The sequence below is a fragment of the Ornithinibacillus caprae genome (assembly GCF_009728145.1).
In the GTDB taxonomy this organism is placed as follows: Bacteria; Bacillota; Bacilli; order Bacillales; family Amphibacillaceae; genus Ornithinibacillus; species Ornithinibacillus caprae.
On sequence record NZ_WOCA01000012.1, the window covers coordinates 40,440 to 61,312 of the forward strand.

A 20,873-nucleotide genomic window follows, 5' to 3' on the forward strand; every position below is an offset into this window, starting at 1 on the left:
TATACGTGTAGTGTGGATACACGTCTTCCATACGACCTTGTAAACCTCTCTGGATTTACGTTAAAGGTCTCGCTATTTACTTTTCATAGATGGACACTTGATCGATTTCATCTATTTCATCAAGCTGAACAACAATTATCTCCCTGTCAGAAGTTGGAATATTTTTCCCTACATAGTCGGCACGTATCGGTAACTCCCTATGGCCGCGATCGACTAAGACTCCTAATTGAATTTGTGATGGTCTACCAATATCCATTACTGCATCCATTGCAGCTCGAACAGTTCTTCCTGTGTAAAGTACATCATCAATCAAAATGACTTTTTTATTGGTAACATCTACTTCAATATTCGTATCCTTTAATTCGGGTTCGCTGGCATCAACTGCTTTTTCTAAATCATCACGGTATAATGTGATATCTAGTTCACCAATTGGAACCTCTAAATCCTCAATCATTTTTATTTTTTCTTGTAATCGTTTAGCTAGAGGAACTCCTCTTGTTTTTATTCCAACAATTACTAATTCTGCTCCACCTTTGTTTTTCTCTAGTATTTCATGAGCAATTCGCGTAAGTGCACGGTTCATTGCTTTATTGTCTAATACTTCCGTTTTTTTCTTCATTTAATCACCTCAGTAAGAAAAACCCTTTTTTCCATGAGGAAAAAAGGGTTTTGGATACACGTATCTCTAGTACGAGCATATTCCGTTTCCTTTTTAGCCTCACGGGACTATAATTAAAGGATCGCTATTCATTTCATTTATTATTTCAAACAACTAGAAATCTGTCAATACATTTTTTCAATCGTAGAAAGAACTTCTTGAAAATAAGTTGGTAGTTCTGCTTCAAAACGAAGCTGTTCTCCAGTGGTGGGATGTGTAAATCCAAGAACTTTGGCATGTAAAACTTGTCCTTTAGTGTCCATGGTTTTTCTTGGACCATATTTAGGGTCCCCTACCAATGGAAACCCAATATATCTCATGTGTACACGAATTTGATGTGTTCTTCCCGTTTCCAGTTGACACTCAATATGTGTAAAATCTTTAAATCGTTTAAGCACCTGGAAATGGGTAACTGCATTTTTTCCATTTTCTACAATTCCCATTCGCTGTCTATCTTTAGGGTCCCTTCCAATAGGTGCATCAATCATACCAGTATCATGATCAATGACACCATGTACAACTGCTTCATACTTTCTTTCAATATCTTTAGAAGCAAGCTGTTCTGCTAAACTTGCATGTGCTTTATCATTCTTTGCAACAACTAATAAGCCACTTGTATCTTTATCAATTCGATGAACAATTCCAGGGCGCTCTACTCCATTAATTCCAGAGAGGTCATTACAATGATGAAGTAGAGCATTTACCAATGTTCCACCTTGATGTCCTGCTGAAGGATGTACAACCATCCCCTTTGGTTTATTCACTACTAACAAATCAGGATCTTCATACACGATATCTAATGGGATATTTTCTGCTTCAACAGCTAATGGCTTTACTTCAGGAATAGTCCACCGAACTACATCTCCAACCTGACACTTATAATTCGCTTTCACTACTTGATCATTTACCGTAACCAAATCCTCATTGATCCATGCTTGAACCTGTGACCTGGATTGATCCGGATTAATCATAGCCATTAGTTTATCAATTCTAGTTTTTCCTTCTGATTCTGTAACAACATGCTCTAAAGTCATTTAAGCATTTCCTTTCTTTTTCTTCTCATCCAGAAATGTTGCAATTATCACTAACCCTACCCCTACAACAAGAGCAGAATCCGCAACATTAAAAATAGGGAAGTCATAGCCAAAAAAAATAAAATCAAAAAAGTCAACAACCTCTTGATGTAAGACGCGATCAATAAAGTTTCCAATTGCTCCGCCTAGGATAAAGCTTAACGCCACAGCTAAGAGCTTGCTTTCTTTTGCAAATTTTTGCATGTAATAAATAACACCTATTATTACAATCACCGTAATGATATAAAAGAATACCATTTTCCCAGCTAAAATCCCCCACGCAGCACCACTATTTCGGTGAGACGTAAGGTAAAAAAAGTTCTCCATAATTGTAATTTGTTCATACAGTTCCATGTTTTTAACAACGAGCCATTTGGTAAATTGATCAATTCCTATAATGATTGCTGCAATTATGTAATACCAATACATTGTACGTCCTCCGATTCCATATTCTCTCAGACATCTTCTAATAATAAATACTTTATATATCTTATACTTTAATCCTGTATTTTTCAATGTTAGAAAACTTGACTTTTGTAAAAGGTATTCTTGAAAAGAGTTCTATAGCTTTTTTAGAAACCCTTATACACTTACGTATAAGTTTATGGCAAAAGCCTTCATTGCACCTATAAAGCATAGGAGAGTTTTCGTATTTTCTAAAAGAAAGCCCTCTATCTCTAGAGGGCTCCTGATTAATCAATCATTATGCAGTATAGTGTTCTTTTACTACGTCAGCACAACGCGCACATAATGTAGGATGGTCCGTATCTTCTCCTACAGTGTCTGATGCAACCCAACAACGTTCACATTTTTCACCAGAATGTTTTTCAACTTGAACGTCAACATACTTATACGCTTTCGCGTTCGGTTCACTATCACTAATAACCGCTTCGGAAACAATGAATAATTGATGTACATCTTGGATAGATGTTAACATTTTTTTCGTTTGTTCATCTTTTGGTACGACGGTAATTTTAGCTTCTAATGACTTCCCAATTACTTTTTCATTTCTCGCTTCTTCTAACGCTTTATACACATCATCACGAACAGCCATGAATTGATTCCATTTTTCTTCTAACCCTTCGAAATTAGTAATTTCTCTTGGTTCAGGAATATCGGTTAATTGAACACTTTCCTCCTCTACTCCAGGAATGTATTCCCATACCTCATCTGCTGTATGAGGAATAATTGGAGTTAAAAGTTTTACTAATGTTGTTAAAATTTCGTAATAACCTGTTTGAATACTTCTACGACGATGGTTGTCCTTTGCTTCAATATATAGAATATCTTTTGCAAAATCTAAGTAGAACGAGCTTAGATCGTCTGCACAGAAGTTATGAATACGATGAAAAATAGGTGAAAACTCATATTTATCATAGCTTTCACGTACATCTTTTAGAAGTTGTTGTAAGCGATGAAGCATATAACGATCAACTTCTTGCATTTCTGCTTCTGGTACTCGGTCCGTTTCCGGATTGAAGTCAGATAGGTTAGCTAACATAAAACGGAATGTGTTTCTAATTTTACGATATGCTTCTGATGTTTGTTTTAAAATATCATCGGAAATGCGTACATCTGCTTGATAATCAACAGAAGATACCCATAGTCGTAAAATATCTGCACCAAGCTGTTTTAATACTTTGCTCGGTAAAATAACATTACCTAATGACTTACTCATTTTACGACCATTACCATCTAATACGAATCCATGACTAATAATGTTTTTATAAGGTGCTTTACCAGTAACAGCAACAGATGTTGATAAAGAAGAATTGAACCAACCACGATATTGGTCACTACCTTCTAAGTAAATATCAGCAGGACGTCTATGATCATCACGCTCTAGTAATACTCCTGCGTGTGAAGAACCAGAGTCGAACCATACGTCCATAATATCCGTTTCTTTAGTGAATTTACCATTTGGGCTATGATTAGATGTAAACCCTTTAGGCAATAAGTCTTTTGCATCTTTTTCAAACCAAATATTTGATCCATGCTCAGCAAATAATTTTGATACGTGATCAATTGTCTCATCTGTAATTATTGGTGTTCCATCTTCACCATAGAATACTGGAATTGGAACTCCCCATGTACGCTGACGAGAAATACACCAATCCTCACGATCGCGAACCATGTTATATAACCTAGTTTCTCCCCAAGATGGATACCAGTTTACACGTTTGATTTCATCTAGGATATCTTGGCGGAAATCTTTGATGGATGCAAACCATTGGGAAGTAGCTCGGAAAATGGTCGGCTTTTTCGTTCTCCAGTCGTGCGGATAAGAGTGCGTAATAAATGTCAGCTTTATTAAAGCTCCAACTTCTTCAAGTTTTTCAGTTATTTCTTTATTTGCTTTATCATAGAACATTCCTTCAAATCCAGGTGCTTGCGCAGTAAATACACCTTTTTCATCAACTGGACATAATACGTCAATACCATATTTTTTCGAAACGTAGAAGTCATCTTCCCCGTGGCCTGGTGCTGTATGAACACATCCTGTACCAGCTTCTGTTGTTACATGCTCACCTAATACCACTAACGAATCGCGATCATAGAATGGATGTCTTGCAACCACCTTGTCCGCATCTTTTCCTTTAAATGTTTTCACCACTTTTGGGTTATCCCACTCTAACTCCGTTGTAACTGTCTCAAGTAACTCTTCAGCAATAACATACCGATCACCGTTAACTTCTACAACAACATAATTCAAAGCTGGATGTAATGCGATCGCAAGGTTTGCTGGAATTGTCCATGGTGTAGTAGTCCAAATGATAATTTTATCACCTTGATCTAATACTCCTTTCCCGTCTGAAACCTCGAAGGCAACATAAATGGAAGGTGAACGCTTATCCTGATATTCAATTTCTGCTTCTGCTAGTGCTGACTCAGATGAAGGAGACCAATATACAGGTTTTAACCCTTTATAAATGTAGCCTTTTTTAGCCATTTCTCCAAAGACTTTAATCTGTGCAGCCTCATAACCCTTTGTTAAGGTGATATATGGGTTATCCCATTCACCTCGAACACCTAGTTGCTTAAATTGTGTACGTTGATTATTTAATTGCCCCATTGCATATTCAGCACATTTTTGTCTGAATTCAGCAACACTCATTTTTTTGCGGTCTACCTTTTTATTTTTTGTTAATGCTGTTTCGATAGGTAACCCGTGTGTATCCCAACCTGGAACATATGGTGCGTGATATCCAGTCATTGATTTGTAGCGTGTAATAAAATCCTTTAAAATTTTATTCAACGCATGTCCGATGTGTAGGTCCCCATTTGCATATGGAGGTCCATCATGTAAAATAAACAACGGTCTTTCTTTTGTTCGATCCTGTTGTCTTTCATATAGGTTCATATCTTCCCATTTTTCTTGTCGTTTTGGTTCTTTATTTGGCAAATTCCCACGCATTGGAAATTCCGTTTTTGGCATGAGTAACGTATCTTTGTATTCCATACTTAACATTTCCTCCTTCATAGATCTAACAAAATTAAAAAAAGCCTTCAAATCCCAAAAGGGACGAGAAGACTCGCGGTACCACCCTTATAAATTTAAAATGTTGCATTTTAAATTCACTTGATATTCGTAACGTGAACTATCCGTCCAATTCTACTAGATGGTCTTTCGAATGGATACTCAAGAGTGATTTTCTAAAAGCACTGCTGTATCAGGCTTACACCATCCCTGACTCGCTAAAACAGATAAATTGCTTTTATACTTTCTCTATCCTTGTATTTTTACTAGTATTAACTTTACGTGTATGAATTATATGTAAAAATCCAAAAAACGTCAAGATTTAAGACTCATTATTGATCAATTCAAGCTCTTCGCCCATTTCGACATCAAATAATTCATCCCAGTCATCCGTTTCGATCATATCCAACTGAGCCTCCACTAGCATTTTTAGTCGTGTTCTAAATACTTTAGCTTGTTTCTTTAACTCTTCCACTTCTAAAGAAATACGTCGCGATTTCGTTAACGCTTCGTTAATAATCCGATCCGCATTTTTCTCTGCTTCTTTAATGATTAATTTCGATTCTTTTGACGCATTACCTTTTAATTCTTCAGCAGTTTCCTGAGCTATTAAAATAGATTTATTAAGTGTACCTTCAATATTGGTAAAATGACTTAGTTTTTCATTGAGCTGCTCTACTTTTTCTTTTAATTCTTTCTTTTCTCGTATTACCATTTCATAATCTTTTATAACCTGATCTAAAAATTCATTAACCTCATCTTCATCATACCCTCTAAAACCTCTTGTAAACTCTTTGTTATGAATATCTAGTGGTGATAATGGCACAGAGGCCACCTCCTTACAATATTTGATCATTCTATGTTAATAATAAAAATTTATAAACGTTATAATAGCTTATTTCGACAAAAACCTCTAAAGTCCTGCAAAAATAGTGAAATATATTTTAAAAATAATGTTTTACGTTAATCACGTAAAACAGCTGTAGTAATTCTTATTTTATCTTTTTTGGTTTGACCATTTATACGTACAAGCATACTTCTACCTTTTCCACGTAATGATATAAGGTCATTTTCTTGTAGTAGAAATTTCCCATCCTCTACTAGCTTATAATTTACTTTTACATACTTCTTTTCAATATATTCTGAAGCAACCTTACGAGAAATATGATAAATTTCTTTTAAAACATTATCTAGCCGTAATGAGGAAACAGTTTGATCTGTTTCTACCCAATTTGGAGCAATTTCAAGAAGATTTTCGAGTGGTTGTTCCTCTAATTTGATCGTTGCCTTTTTGAAAGAGGATAGGTTAGTCAATACATACATTGCGATGTCATTCGTCGTAATAAGTTGAATGAGACCGTCTTTAACAACAATATCCCCTAGTTTCTTACGCTTAATTCCTAATGATAAAAAGGAACCCATTACATCTCGATGGGATAAGGTAATAAACTTCTCTTGGTAGGATGCCTGTAAACATGTTAACTCAAAATCTTCTTGTGCTATTTCTTCATAGTAAGGAGCAATAATTACTCGTTTCCGTTCCGAATACTTTCCCCCACCAAATTGTTGAACTTGAATTTCATCATTGCTTGTCCCAACTAACATATCAACAATTTGTTGTTCACGCGGGTCAAGAAAGTCGGTCAATTTCCGCTGATAAGATCGTTCTACCTCATTAATCCAAGACAATACTTGATCAATAAAGTCATGTTCTTCTTTTCTAAAGTGCTGATAAATATCCATTTTTACAATCCTTTAAAAAGCAATAAAACGATATAGTTCCCATATACCTGTTCTTGCTAAATGTAATACTAGAATAGCTACAATTGGAGAAAGATCAATCATTCCAAGTGGCGGTATAATTTTACGAAATGGCTCTAAATAAGGCTCACAGATCTTAGTTAGAAAGCTACCAAATGCTGATTCACGTGCACCCGGAAACCATGACATAAAAATATAAATAATTAACCCAAAACTATATATGTATAGTGCAGTATCCAATAAACTAAAAATTTGATACATCAATTACCATCCTTTATTAATTTCTTCTTCTAATAGTGAATCGGAAATGGATCCAGTTACATCTACATTATCTGGAACACATAAAAATGTTTGTGACCCTAGCTTTTGCATTTTACCATTTAGTGCATATACAGTGCCACTTAAGAAGTCTATTATATGTTTTGCCTGCTGATGATCTGTACGTTGCAAGTTAATAACTACTGCTCTACGATTTATAATATTATCAGCAATATCTTGTACCTCATTATATGTTCGTGGTTCACAAAGTACCACCCTAGAATTTGTTTTTTCGATACTCTTTAACGTAACAACATTATCTCTTTTTATATTTCTTTCAGGCTCTGAGTACTCTACTGATTCCTCAATATATTCATATTCGTCATCCATCGCAAAAAAGTTTTTAATTTTATTTCTAATACTCATTGTTTCACCTCACTTATCCTTTAGACCCTACTAGTTTCGATCCAATACGAATATGTGTTGCACCTTCCTCAATAGCAACCTGATAATCATTACTCATCCCCATAGATAGGTAATTACAAGGTGCATAAGTAATTTTTTGATCTCTTATCGAATCCCTTAGCGTTACTAACTCTCGGAAAATACGACGTAAACGTTGTTCATCATCAATATGTGGTGCCATTGTCATTAATCCAACAACACGGATATTCGAATATGGAGCAAGATCCTCCACAAATCTCTGAACATCATCAGGGTGAAGCCCATGCTTGGATGCTTCACCACTCACATTTACTTGAATAAAACATTCCATGGGTTGTTCTGTACGCTTGTCTATTTCTTTTGCCAATGATAGCCGGTCTAACGAGTGAATTACATCCACTTTATCGACAATCTCTTTAACCTTTCTCGATTGTAACGTACCGATAAAATGCCATTTCGCTCGTTTACCAAAATAATTATACTTTTCTAGGAATCCTTCTAGACGATTTTCGCCAAGATTAGAAATCCCTGCCTGTATTGTTTCTTCTGTTCGTTCTATTGTAACATATTTTGTCACACCGATTATGGTAATTTCCTCAGGATTTCGATTATTTTTGCTACAAGACTGTTTTATATTAGATGAAATTGTGTCCAAATTTGCTGCTACGTCCATTATTGCCAATTCTCCTCTCCTTTAGAATCTCCTATAACCAATATATCCTAACATTCGCCCAGTTTTTCCCTGATCTCTTCTATGGGAGAAAAATAGCGATTGATCAGTATACGTGCAATAATTTGTTACATCTATATTATTACGAATAACACCACATTGTAAAAGAATTTCAACGTTTAATTGCTTTAAATCTAATAAAAATTTCCCCTCACCTGATTGTAATATGGTATTTTCCCTAAGTACTGGGTCAATATGTTGAAGAACATGATCATTAACTTCATATTTTTCTTGTGAGATACACGGACCAATGGCAACTAGTAGATTCTTAACATCAACACCTATTGACTGAAGTTTGTTTACCATTTTTTCTGCAATTCGATTTACAGTCCCTTTCCAACCAGCATGAGCAATCCCTATATATCCGGTATGAGGATCATAAAAATATAAAGGGACACAATCAGCAAAAAAAGCAGTACACAATACACCGGATTCGTTTGTAATTAATCCATCGGTTCCTTGAATAGAGCTTTCATAACTAGTTGAGCCTTTCCCCCTGTCATCTAGTGTTACCATATGCACATTGGAATGATGTACTTGTTCACCGGATACCCAGTTTTCTAATGGAAAACCCAATTGTTCAGCTAATATTTTACGATTAGAAATAATTCTTTCTTTATCATCTGCAACATGTAACCCTAAATTAAGTGAGTCGAATGGGGATTTACTTTCTCCACCATTTCTAGTTGTAAAACCTGCAATTAAATGAGGATGTTTTTGCTGCCATTTTTGTATCGATAAAAAGGATTCTGTTTCTGGTAGAAAAGTTTCTGCCATGTTACTCCCCCCTATTCTATAACTCCCCTTATTTTAACACATCTTACATAATTTTTTGAGAAAGTTTCACTCAATAAGTAAGCGTTGACTTTGTGCATCTCTAACTAATATCACATCCATACCAATCGTGACGATTTGATCCCAGTATATAATTAGTTCATCTGCTTTTCCAAATAATCCTCCCTTGTCTTTTAAATATATTACCAGTGCAATTATCCGCCCACGATTTGGGTCAATTTCTAAATCAGATATGTGACCGAGTCTTTTCCCATCATTAATAACAATAACTTCCTTTGTTTGAAGTTCTGATAATGTGACCATCTAAATCACCCCACCTTACCAAAATATATATGCATGACCTATTTAATTTATCCTTCACGTACAAAAGAGCCTTCCCATCTTTGCTTAATAAAATGTCATAAAAAAAGAACAGGCCACAATGTCCTGTTCTTGATCTAAGTATTTACTTATTTCACATAAATTTCGTTGGTTATTAAATTTCCCAGTTGATATAGAATTCATTCATGGATTTACTTTCTACCTCACCTTCGAAACAAGTGCCATAACACCGCTACGGCAGAATATTTCGTTTTCACTTCCAGCACAAGGGCGACATCTGTTCAAGCTCCTTTCAGTCACTTTCACAGTGTCCACTTTGCCCTTGTGCCTAGGAACTATGCTTCGAAGTGATGCAAGAAGACGTAGGCGCATTTGCGGGGTCTTCAGAAACGTACTGTGCTGTTTGTTCCCGCAGGAGTCTACATATTTAGCCTACGCAAGCTAGTGTTCTAATTAAATATGTTTTAAGAACGATACTTTATACGAAAGGAGTATACACTTCTCAGAGCATTTTCATAGAAATAAGTTACTGCTCATTCTATATCCTTTATGATATAAACCTCCATGAATTATGTTATTCGAACATTTGCTTATTCATTTGGCTGATGGCTGCTTTTTCTAAGCGAGACACCTGAGCTTGGGAGATTCCAATCTCATCTGCAACCTCCATTTGTGTTTTCCCTTGAAAAAACCGCTTATTTAAAATCATCTTTTCTCGTTCATTTAATTGATACATTCCTTCTTTCAATGAAAGCTTGTCAACCCATGTTTCATCCTTATCCTTATCGTCACTAATTTGGTCCATCACGTATATTGGATCTCCACCATCATTATAGATAGGTTCAAATAGAGAAACAGGATCCTGTATTGCATCCATAGCAAATACTATATCCGAGTGTGGTACGCCCATTTCTTCGGCAATTTCCATAGGTGTTGGTTCTTTTGATGTCTTGTTAATTAATTTTTCACGTACTTGTAATGCCTTATAGGCAATGTCTCGGAGAGATCTAGATACACGTATTGGATTATTATCACGCAAGTATCTTCTAATCTCCCCGATAATCATCGGAACTGCGTACGTAGAAAATCGAACATTGTGACTTAAATCAAAATTATCAATAGATTTCATCAGTCCAATACAACCAACTTGAAATAGATCGTCTACATACTCTCCACGATTATTAAATCGTTGAATTACACTCAATACTAGACGCAAGTTTCCGTTTACTAGTTCCTCTCTTGCTGAAATATCTCCATCTTGCATCTTAATGAAAAGTTCTCGCATTTCTTCATTTGTTAATACCGGTAATTTTGAAGTGTCTACACCACAAATTACTACCTTATGTCTAGTCATTCTGTACCCTCCCAGTTGGAGATGCTGTTCATGGACAGTATCTCCTCTAGGAAGGGTTTTTATGCAAAGCATTTTTTGTTGAAATGGCTAAAAAAATGTCGGATTACTTATCATATCTAGGCTAAACCATTTTATTAAATTCTTTTTTTAATCGCCTAATAATTTTCTTCTCTAATCGTGAAATGTATGATTGAGAAATCCCTAACATGTCGGCAACATCCTTCTGCGTCTTTTCTTCTTCTCCAACTAAACCAAAGCGTAATTCCATAATTTGTTTTTCCCTGGCATTTAATTGAGATAGAGCATTTTGAAGTAAGTGTTTATCAACTTTTGTCTCTAGGTTTTTAGTAATAATATCTTCTTCAGTTCCTAAAACATCAGAAAGTAACAACTCATTCCCATCCCAATCAATATTTAAAGGTTCATCAAATGAGATTTCGGATTTTAGTTTATTATTCCTTCTTAAGTACATAAGAATTTCGTTCTCTATGCATCTTGATGCATATGTAGCTAATTTAATTTTCTTCTCCGGATTAAACGTATTAACGGCTTTAATTAAACCAATTGTTCCAATACTAATTAAATCCTCAATATTAATTCCAGTGTTTTCAAATTTTCGAGCGATATATACAACTAAACGTAAATTACGCTCGATCAAAACAGCGCGAGCTGATTTATCTCCTTTAGGAAGTAATTCTAAAAGTTCACTTTCTTCTTCTTTTGACAACGGTGGTGGTAATGCTTCACTACCACCTATATAATATATCTCTTCAGACTTAATACCTAATTTAATAAGGATTTTATACCACCATAAACGCATCCTTAACTTCAATAGTTTCAAAATTATCTCTCCTTTTTTGACTGATAAGAAAGTATACACTTTCATACCCTGCAATTGTGTAACTTAAGCATTTATCATAAAGCTAGGTATTCAAAAAATCATGCTGAATGTACAGTAGACAATTTAAATATTTGTGGATGGAGTAAACAATGATATTGATGATCCTTTGTGAGATCTCCAAATTGAATACCAATTACTATTTTATTTGTTATAATTTTATTTTCATCGTAGTACACTATTAATTGTTCAGGTTTAATTGCAAATAAAAATCTACTACGTCCTTCCACACCATGATAAGGAATAATTTGCATATATTTCTCCCAACTTTTTGGGATGTTCTCTATATCAAGTGTTTCATAAGCTTCCTTTAGACTTTTCCATTCATCCTCGGTAAACCATTGTTTTAGAAAGGATTCATCACAGATAATGACGGGCCGTTTAGTTAGTGGATCAACAAGCTGATTTCCACTATCAATATAGCCAGTTGTTGAGAAACTTTTATTTTTCAATGAAATTGTAACAGGATACAATTGATCATAGCGGATCTTTTCTACTGCGTGCTTGTCCATACGGATCTTCGTAAACCACCATGCAATTGGAAAGCCAATAATAACAAATATCCAACTAACCGGATCCCCATAACCACTATCAAACGTTAGAAAACCTCCTTGAGTTAAACCGATTGGACTTTGGAAGAGAAAGTGTGCTGCTATTAAACCACCTCCAACTGAGAAAGACGTAAAATAAAATAATAAAAGTAATTTAATGGTTCGATAGATGGAGTAAAAATGAAAACTACTTAAAATAATGAGTACAGAGTAAAGTAGTTTCCCTAGTAAACTAGTAAAAAATGAGTCTGGGAAATATAGCGTAATTGGAACTAGCAATGAAGCTACAAATGCGCCGATAAAAAGACGATATTTTTTTACATTCTCTCTTGCCAATGCTTGTGTCAGTAACAGGAGCATCATATCCAAGAAAAAATTTAATGCCCAGACAACATCAAGGTAAATGGTCAACTTGCTCTTCCTTTCTAGGCATATAGGAAAGTATAAACTTTCCTATCCTGCATAAATGCAACTAAGGGCTTCACCATAAAGGCTTGGCGAATGCCAAGTTTTCTAATCAGATAGAAACACGGAAACCTTATAGACTATAATGATTACGGGATATGGAAAGAGTCTAACTGTAGACAAAGTATAGCTTACTTCTTCAGCGAAGTCTGTCACTTCTTGTATGCATATTATCGCTAATTTCAACTAGTTATTGGGGAGTTTGTCGGAGGATTGAAAGTAAAAGAAATGCTTTATATGATAAACGATAATAAGATCACATCATAGTCTAGTGAAGATTAGATGTAAAAAGCACAGTAACTAATGGTATGAAACTAGGATAAAATTTAAGAAGTAATGTACTGGTCTTGACATCCGAAAATACTTTTCACTTCCAATACCAGTACAAGGGCGACATCTGTTCAAGCTCCTTTTAGTCACTATCACTAGCGTAGGCAGAATACCTAGACTCCTGCTGGAAAGCACGTGTCCGAAGAATCCCGCAGGAAGGTGGTTTTGCTTCCGAGGAAGCTGAGGCCGTGCCCGCGGAAAGCGAAGTATTCTGCCGGAGCGGTGTTATAGCACTAGATTCGTAAGGAGCGAAAGAAAGTAAATCTAAGCGAAAGTTACTGCGCATTTTATATCTTCTTTACTTAAAACACAAAAACGCAAAGGAAAAAATCCCTTTGCGTTTTCAATCATTTTTACATATTTATATAACTTTATCGTCTATCCCTATTACGATTTCTTAAGAAGGTTGGAATATCTAATGTATCTTCTTCTTGTTTCGGACGATTCTGTTGCACTGGCTCTCTTGGAATATCGTCATTTGCTTTTGTAGCAGCATGTTGATGATGATTCACAACCGGTCGTTGTCTTGGAGTCTGCTCCTGCTTCTTCGATTCGTCAAAACCAGTAGCAATTACAGTAACCACAATTTCATCCTTAAGATCTTCATTAATAACCGATCCAAAGATTACATTTACCTCTTCATCTGCTGCGTTTGTAACTAAATCAGCTGCTTCTTGTACTTCATACAAGCTTAAGTTCGTTCCACCTGTGATGTTCATTAAAATACCATGTGCACCATCAATAGAAGTTTCTAATAAAGGTGATGAAATAGCCTTCTTAGCAGCTTCAGTTGCACGGCTTTCTCCTGTTGATACACCAATACCCATTAAGGCAGAACCTTTATCGTACATGATTGTTTTAACGTCAGCAAAATCAACATTAATCAACCCTGGTTTAGCAATTAAATCAGATATACCTTGTACACCTTGACGTAAAACATTATCTGCTTCACGGAATGCTTCCAACATTGGTGTATTTTTATCAACGATTTCAAGTAAGCGATCATTAGGAATAACAATCAATGTATCAACACTATTTTTTAATGCCTCAATACCTGAAACAGCTTGGGTAGAACGTCTTCTACCTTCAAATGAAAATGGTCGAGTAACAACCCCTACAGTTAATGCACCTAGGTCTTTAGCGATTTGTGCAATAGTTGGAGCTGCTCCTGTTCCAGTTCCACCACCCATACCGGCAGTTACAAAAATCATGTCCGCGCCTTGTAGTACTTCTTCAATTTGTTCTCTACTTTCTTCAGCAGCTTTCTTTCCTACTTCAGGATTCGCACCGGCACCTAATCCGCGAGTAAGTTTTCCGCCGATCTGAAGTTTAATTTCAGCTTTTGATAGATTTAAAGCTTGTGCATCCGTGTTAACAGCTATAAATTCAACACCTTCAACACCATGCTCAATCATACGGTTAACAGCGTTATTTCCACCGCCGCCAACACCAATAACTTTAATGGAAGCAAGTTGGTCCATATTTGTATCAAACTCTAACATTTTTTCGTTCCTCCTAATATGCAAATTACAAGATTTCTAGAAGCTAATTTTCGTATGGGAACGCTGTTTAATCGAAGAAATACTTGAATAAATTAGCAATTCCAGATTCTTTTTTGTTCTTCTCTTCTTTTGTATCATTCGATTTTGTTTGTTGTTTTTTTACTCTTTTTGGTGGTTTTGGTTCTTCCATTGCTGTTTGTACAGCTGGGTATAGCTCTTTCCCTTGAATTTTTGCATTGTAGTATGCAAATTGAAGTATTCCAACCCCTGCAGTAAATTGTGCTTCTCTAACACCTATGTAGTCAGGTATAGCTATACGTACATTAGCTCGGAACAAATCCTGTGCAAGTTCAAGAACTCCAGGCATCTTCATTGTACCACCTGTTAACACATATCCACCTGGTAATTCGTGGTAACCCATTTTTCTGATTTCTCTTTCAGCGAAAGCATAAATTTCCTCTAATCTCGCTTCAATCATATCAGAGATTTGTAATTGATTATAGGTTTCCGTCTTATTACTTCCTATGATTGTTGCTTGGAATGTTTCATCTTCTTGTGCTTCATCATAAAAAGCATGTCCGTAATTCAATTTAATATCTTCTGCTTCTTCTGTCGTTGTTCTAAGTCCAATAGATAGATCTTTTGTAATATTATCTCCACCTAGTGGAACAACGCTAGTTGAAACTAGATGATCATTTTCAAATACAGATACGGTCGTACAACCGCCACCTACATCAATCAAGGCCACTCCGAGGTTTTTTTCATCTTTTGATAATGCTATGGTTCCTGCAGATAATGGTTGTAAGCATATATCGGAAACTTGAAGATTAGCACGTTCTACACATTTTAATATATTATGTAAAACGGTTTTAGAACAAGTAATAATTGTCCCTTCCATTTCTAATCTTACTCCGATCATCCCTCTAGGATCTGTAATTTCATCTAGTCCGTCTACGATAAATTGTTTTGGAATTACATCAATAATTTCGCGTTCTGGTGGGATAGAAATTACTTGTGCTCCATCAATTACTCTTTTAACGTCCTCATCACTTATTTCACGATTTTCACTTTGAACAGCAACTACACCATGACAAGGCTGCAGCTGAATATGATTTCCACTGATACCAACTACAACACTATCAACTTGCATACCAACCATACGTTCAGCCTGTTCAACAGCTGTTTTGATTGATTGAACAGTTTGATCAATATCAACTATGGCACCTTTTTTCATACCATTCGATTTAGCTGTACCTACACCAATAATATTCAGTGAGTCATTCATTACCTCGCCAATAATTACTTTAATTTTTGCTGTACCTATATCAAGACTAACTAGTATATCACTGTTGTTCAACGAAAGGCACCTCCCAATTCAGAAGCATCTAACAAACGCTATGTCTAATCAGATGATTTTCCATTTAACCTTATTCTATTAATTATACTATAATCTATTATTTTAAAGGAAATAGAATAAAAAAGAAATATATAATAGTTAATTCAATAAAAAACTGCTGATTCCTTTTTAATTATCCTATTTTTTTTCAAAATTGTACACAGATTTACTAAAAAAAGTAAAAATTATTCTTCATCAAGTTCATTTTCTATTTCTTCTTCTGTCTCTTCATTATTTTCATTATCTATTTCTTCACTTGGAACTTCATCAAATTCCGCTTCTTCGGTCACTTGATTAAACGATTCGAAATACGCACCAACACCTATATGTATAATACCCATTTCGTCTGGGTCCAATTGTGACACAATAGAAGGATAGACTTTCATTTTATTTGAGAAATCACGTATGGTTCCATCTACTAAAAAACCATCATTCATATAAAGCATAATCTTATGCTTATTTTCAGTCGTTGGACTCCAGTGTACCTCTGAAATTAGATTTAAAATACTATCTGGTAGTTCGCTCAATTCCTGAGCTAGTTTATGTAGATATTCTTCCTCCGTAAAGCCAACTAAAAGTGGAGCATCACCATTATGTAATTCCTGTCCATGTTCTGTTAGCACTGCACCATTACTTAAAATAGGAAAATAAAGGTTTTCATCCTTCATATAACCGATCCGCTGATGCTCTGATACGTGAATATCCACTGTCCAAGGTAATTTGCGTTGTACATCTACAGAATCAATGATTGGATTACCCTTCAAGGCTAATATAACCTCTTCCTTATTCACAGACCAAATACTAGTATTAATAGATACATTACTCTGCTCAATGATTGATTCATCCGTAAAGTATGAATTACCTTTAACATTAATTGTTTTAACATGGCTTAAAGGTGATTGAAGATAAACAATGATAGATATTAAGAAGAAAAAAATGGAAAGGTAAAACACTAATCGCCTGTTGGCTTTTTTCTTACGGGCTTGTTTCAATTTAGGGATTCGATCCTCAATCGAAACAATCTTCTTTTCACTCATTGCTACTTCTTCCTTTTATTCAAAATTAACAGAATGAAACGGCATTATAATGCCGTTTCAACCGTTACGTAAATTATAACATATTAATAGTATAAACATATAGTAAACTTTCACTAGATTCATATTATTAATTATCAATACGTAATCTAGGAAACTATACCTTTGTATATCTACTAATATTTAACAATATACCTACAGAGCAAAGTGTTAGTGTTAACGAGGAACCACCATAACTTAGAAATGGTAACGTGATACCTGTTACTGGAATAAGACCAATTACTACACTTACATTAATCATAACTTGGATTGTTAACATAGATACGATTCCTAACGCCAAAAAGCGGCCAAATAAATCTGGAGCCTCTAGAGCAATTTTAATTCCTCTCCAAAATAATAATGCAAACAAACCAATTACGAAGCTACCACCTATAAATCCAAGTTCTTCACCAAGAATAGCGAAGATAAAATCAGTTTGTGGCTCGGGTAGATAAAAATACTTTTGTAAGCTTTCCCCTAAACCTACTCCCATTAAACCACCTGGTCCGATGGCATAAAGGGATTGGATGATCTGAAATCCATCTCCTAATGGGTCTTCCCACGGATTTAGAAAAGCTGTAATTCTGCTAATCCGATAAGGAGCGGAAAGGATCAATAGTGCGAACCCAATTAAACCAAATATAGCTAGTCCGATAAAATGGGATATTCTTGCCCCAGCCACAAAAATAATTAACATTGATGTTAATACTAATACCATACCTGTTCCTAAATCAGGCTGAAGCATGATCAATCCAAAGGCAGTAAACACTAACATTAGAGAAGGAAAGAATCCTTTTTTAAACGATGTAATATATTTTTGTTTTGCAGCAAGGTACGCAGAAAGAAACATAATCATACCTAATTTCATGAATTCAGATGGTTGGATGCTGAATGCACCAACCCCAATCCAGCTTTGTGCTCCACCACGAGTCATCCCTATACCGGGTATTAGAACAATTAACAATAAAAAGAAACAAAACAATAAAATTACTTTTGCATATTTTCCCCAGGTGTTATAAGGAGTCATCATCGTAAAGAACATCGCAACGATCCCGGCACCAGCAAATAATAATTGCCTTTTTAAAAAGTAAAATGTATCTGAGTACTTATATTCCGCCCAAACATACGAAGAACTAAAAACCATTATAATACCAACGATAAGTAAAATCATAATGATTGCAAACAGCGTATAATCTGGCTTATCTTTCATTTTCAATATCTTAGGAATCAAAAAAACACCCCTCACTCTTTGTAGACTTAGGGGCGAATCTTTTTTCTTAAAGTAGTGACATCAAACATAAAACAAGCCCCTACTTTAATGTATGCACAGCATGGATAAACATGTCTCCTCTTTCTTCAAATGTACGGTATTGATCCCAACTTGCACATGCTGGTGATAAAAGAATAATGTCATTTGCTTCAGAAACAGCATATGCCTCTCGAACCGCATCCTCTACATTAGATGCACGGACAATCGTCTCAACACCTGCTTTTTCACCAGTATACGTTAACTTCTCAGCAGTTTCGCCAAATACTACCATCGCTTTAACATGTTGTAACGCAGGTATCATTTCGTCAAATCCATTGCCTCGATCTAATCCACCCGCAAGGAGAACTACTGGTTGAGAAAATGAGGAGAGTGCCTTTTTAGTCGCTAAAATATTTGTAGCTTTGGAATCATTATAGAAAAGACGGTCATTTATATTTTCAACAAACTGCAAGCGATGCTTCACGCCAGAAAAAGTTGATAGGACATTCCGTATCCCTTCATTTGTTGCACCACTTAATTTTGCTGCACTCATAGCGGATAAAATATTTTCTAAATTATGCTCACCGACTAATACAATATCTTTACGGTCCATAATCTTTTCATCTTTAAAGAATATACTTTCTTCATTTGCCCACGCACCATGTTCCTGTTTTACCTTAACGGAAAATGGCACTTTAATAGACTTTGCACCTTTTACAGCTTCCGTTACTTTTCGATCATCTGCATTATAAACTAAATAATCATTTTCCATTTGATGCTTAAAGATATTGCTTTTTGCGTCGACATAATTCGCAAATGTTTTATGATAATCTAAATGGGCCTCAAACAGATTTATAAGTATCGCTATATTCGGTCTAAATGTCTGAACTCCCATTAATTGAAAGGAAGAAAGTTCTAAAATCATCTTTTCATCATTACGTAAATGTTTTGCTACATCTGTAGCAACAATTCCTATGTTTCCTGCTAATTTAACGGATTGACCACTATTCAACAACATTTCATTCGTCAATGTCGTTGTTGTTGTTTTACCATTGGATCCTGTAATACCAATAATGGATCCTTTTGCTAAACGACCTGCAATCTCAATCTCAGTTATAATAGGAATGTCCCGTTTCATTGCTTCCACAATAATTGGATTCTCATAAGAAATTCCAGGATTCTTAACAACTAATTCCATATCATCTAACACGGAAAGAGGATGAGAACCCACAATTACATCTGCTCCCATCGTCTTTAATTCCACAACCCCTGGATCATTTTCTTCCGTTTTCATATCATTCACACGGACATTAATTCCATTTTCTAATAGAGTCTTGGCAGCGGCAGTACCACTTTTCGCCAATCCAAGGACAAGCACCTTATCATAAGGAAAATCTACAAGTTTATTCAACCTAACCACACCTCAATATAGATACCTAGAGCAGCAAAAACAATCCCAATCAACCAGAATGTTGTAACTACTCTCCATTCAGACCAGCCTAACAATTCATAATGGTGATGTAATGGACTCATTTTAAATACCCTTTTTCCAGTTGTTTTAAACGAGATCACTTGAATAATTACCGAAAGTGTTTCAATAACAAAGACACCACCGATAATGACTAATAAAATTTCTAGCTTCGTTAATATTGCCACAGCAGCAATTGCGCCACCTAGAGCTAATGAACCTGTGTCACCCATAAATACTTTAGCGGGATGTGCATTAAAAACAAGAAAACCTAATAATGCACCAACTACTGCTAAAGAGAAAATGGCTACTTCATTTTGAGGGAAACCGTACCACGCGAGAATACCAAAAGCGCCGAAAGCTATAGCAGCTGTACCTGCAAGTAACCCATCTAGTCCATCAGTTAAATTAACAGCATTAGAAGCTCCTACAAGCATAAAAATAATTAATAGAGCATAGCCCCATCCAAGTTCCCATTGGATGTTTGTTCCTGGGATTTGAATATATGTTGGAAAATCTTGACCACGTAAAATAAAGTAGAAAATAAGAGCAATAATAATTTGGCCCAACATTTTTTGTCTGGATGTTAACCCAAGATTTCGTTTCATCGCTACTTTAATAAAATCATCAAGAAAACCTAAAAGTCCATAACCGATCAGAACAAATAATAATAAATATAGTTCATATCCAATCGTGGTGGCATTATTTTTACTCACCATGATGATCGATGTAATAATAATACTTATTACAATCATTATTCCACCCATAGTTGGTGTACCTGTTTTTTTAATATGAGATTGTGGTCCCTCTTCTCTTATGCTTTGTCCAAACTTTAAACGTCTCAAAAACGGAATAAAAATTGGTGACAAGAGGACGGTAACTAAAAATGCTATAGCTATAGTCATTAGTAATACAATAATATTCACTACAATTCCTCCTCATACGAAACCGTCCATTCATGACTCTTATAAAGTGAATCTTTAACCAGTAGGAATATTTTCTTTTTTACTGATTGTTAGATGAACGAATTGTACATATACTGGCAGTACCACCCTTACCTAGTTTTGGG

Annotated in this window: 20 protein-coding genes and 1 other annotated feature; all 20 genes read right to left on the reverse strand. The window is 35.3% G+C overall.

Going from position 1 to position 20,873, the window contains the following annotated elements; all coding sequences use genetic code 11:
* Positions 1 to 76: 76 nt before the first annotated feature.
* On the reverse strand, positions 77 to 619 hold the full coding sequence (gene pyrR, locus GMD78_RS14285) for a bifunctional pyr operon transcriptional regulator/uracil phosphoribosyltransferase PyrR (RefSeq protein ID WP_155669478.1): 543 nt from the start codon (positions 617 to 619) through the stop codon (positions 77 to 79).
* Between the two features lie 164 nt (positions 620 to 783).
* Positions 784 to 1,692, reverse strand: coding sequence for an RluA family pseudouridine synthase (locus tag GMD78_RS14290; RefSeq protein WP_155669479.1), 909 nt, complete (start codon positions 1,690 to 1,692; stop codon positions 784 to 786).
* Positions 1,693 to 2,160 carry a signal peptidase II gene (gene lspA / locus GMD78_RS14295; protein WP_155669480.1) on the reverse strand — a complete coding sequence of 156 codons (468 nt, stop codon included), beginning with the start codon at positions 2,158 to 2,160 and terminating at the stop codon, positions 1,693 to 1,695.
* Between the two features lie 274 nt (positions 2,161 to 2,434).
* The gene (gene ileS / locus GMD78_RS14300; RefSeq protein ID WP_155669579.1) at positions 2,435 to 5,191 is read right to left on the reverse strand and encodes an isoleucine--tRNA ligase; all 2,757 of its coding nucleotides are present in this window, start codon (positions 5,189 to 5,191) and stop codon (positions 2,435 to 2,437) included.
* Positions 5,192 to 5,247: 56 nt separating this feature from the next.
* Positions 5,248 to 5,474: a binding site (T-box leader), on the reverse strand.
* 57 nt (positions 5,475 to 5,531) lie between these two features.
* Positions 5,532 to 6,035, reverse strand: coding sequence for a DivIVA domain-containing protein (locus GMD78_RS14305; protein ID WP_343042337.1), 504 nt, complete (start codon positions 6,033 to 6,035; stop codon positions 5,532 to 5,534).
* Positions 6,036 to 6,172: 137 nt separating this feature from the next.
* Entirely contained in the window at positions 6,173 to 6,952 is a 780-nt protein-coding gene (locus tag GMD78_RS14310) for a YlmH family RNA-binding protein (protein WP_155669482.1), read from the reverse strand.
* A 12-nt stretch (positions 6,953 to 6,964) separates the two neighbouring features.
* Entirely contained in the window at positions 6,965 to 7,231 is a 267-nt protein-coding gene (locus GMD78_RS14315) for a YggT family protein (RefSeq protein WP_155669483.1), read from the reverse strand.
* 3 nt (positions 7,232 to 7,234) lie between these two features.
* Complete coding sequence (locus tag GMD78_RS14320) at positions 7,235 to 7,654, reverse strand: cell division protein SepF (RefSeq protein WP_155669484.1); 420 nt, start codon at positions 7,652 to 7,654, stop codon at positions 7,235 to 7,237.
* 13 nt (positions 7,655 to 7,667) lie between these two features.
* The gene (locus tag GMD78_RS14325; protein WP_155669581.1) at positions 7,668 to 8,345 is read right to left on the reverse strand and encodes a YggS family pyridoxal phosphate-dependent enzyme; all 678 of its coding nucleotides are present in this window, start codon (positions 8,343 to 8,345) and stop codon (positions 7,668 to 7,670) included.
* A 21-nt stretch (positions 8,346 to 8,366) separates the two neighbouring features.
* Entirely contained in the window at positions 8,367 to 9,179 is an 813-nt protein-coding gene (pgeF, locus tag GMD78_RS14330; RefSeq protein ID WP_155669485.1) for a peptidoglycan editing factor PgeF, read from the reverse strand.
* A gap of 66 nt (positions 9,180 to 9,245) precedes the next feature.
* Entirely contained in the window at positions 9,246 to 9,500 is a 255-nt protein-coding gene (locus GMD78_RS14335) for a YlmC/YmxH family sporulation protein (RefSeq protein ID WP_155669486.1), read from the reverse strand.
* Between the two features lie 592 nt (positions 9,501 to 10,092).
* A complete protein-coding gene (gene sigG, locus GMD78_RS14340; protein WP_155669487.1) occupies positions 10,093 to 10,872 on the reverse strand; it encodes an RNA polymerase sporulation sigma factor SigG in 780 nt (259 codons plus the stop codon).
* Between the two features lie 121 nt (positions 10,873 to 10,993).
* Entirely contained in the window at positions 10,994 to 11,713 is a 720-nt protein-coding gene (sigE, locus tag GMD78_RS14345; protein WP_155669488.1) for an RNA polymerase sporulation sigma factor SigE, read from the reverse strand.
* A 98-nt stretch (positions 11,714 to 11,811) separates the two neighbouring features.
* Positions 11,812 to 12,732 carry a sigma-E processing peptidase SpoIIGA gene (gene spoIIGA / locus GMD78_RS14350; RefSeq protein WP_155669489.1) on the reverse strand — a complete coding sequence of 307 codons (921 nt, stop codon included), beginning with the start codon at positions 12,730 to 12,732 and terminating at the stop codon, positions 11,812 to 11,814.
* Between the two features lie 755 nt (positions 12,733 to 13,487).
* Positions 13,488 to 14,618, reverse strand: coding sequence for a cell division protein FtsZ (gene ftsZ, locus GMD78_RS14355; RefSeq protein ID WP_155669490.1), 1,131 nt, complete (start codon positions 14,616 to 14,618; stop codon positions 13,488 to 13,490).
* A gap of 67 nt (positions 14,619 to 14,685) precedes the next feature.
* Complete coding sequence (gene ftsA, locus GMD78_RS14360; protein WP_155669491.1) at positions 14,686 to 15,975, reverse strand: cell division protein FtsA; 1,290 nt, start codon at positions 15,973 to 15,975, stop codon at positions 14,686 to 14,688.
* 224 nt (positions 15,976 to 16,199) lie between these two features.
* The gene (locus GMD78_RS14365; protein ID WP_155669492.1) at positions 16,200 to 17,051 is read right to left on the reverse strand and encodes a cell division protein FtsQ/DivIB; all 852 of its coding nucleotides are present in this window, start codon (positions 17,049 to 17,051) and stop codon (positions 16,200 to 16,202) included.
* A 154-nt stretch (positions 17,052 to 17,205) separates the two neighbouring features.
* Positions 17,206 to 18,306 carry a stage V sporulation protein E gene (gene spoVE / locus GMD78_RS14370; protein WP_425495059.1) on the reverse strand — a complete coding sequence of 367 codons (1,101 nt, stop codon included), beginning with the start codon at positions 18,304 to 18,306 and terminating at the stop codon, positions 17,206 to 17,208.
* A 91-nt stretch (positions 18,307 to 18,397) separates the two neighbouring features.
* Positions 18,398 to 19,747: a UDP-N-acetylmuramoyl-L-alanine--D-glutamate ligase gene (murD, locus tag GMD78_RS14375; RefSeq protein ID WP_155669493.1), complete on the reverse strand. Its 1,350-nt coding sequence runs from the start codon at positions 19,745 to 19,747 to the stop codon at positions 18,398 to 18,400.
* Positions 19,744 to 20,709: a phospho-N-acetylmuramoyl-pentapeptide-transferase gene (gene mraY, locus GMD78_RS14380; protein WP_155669585.1), complete on the reverse strand. Its 966-nt coding sequence runs from the start codon at positions 20,707 to 20,709 to the stop codon at positions 19,744 to 19,746. The genes murD and mraY overlap by 4 nt, the downstream gene beginning before the upstream one ends.
* Positions 20,710 to 20,873: the final 164 nt, after the last annotated feature.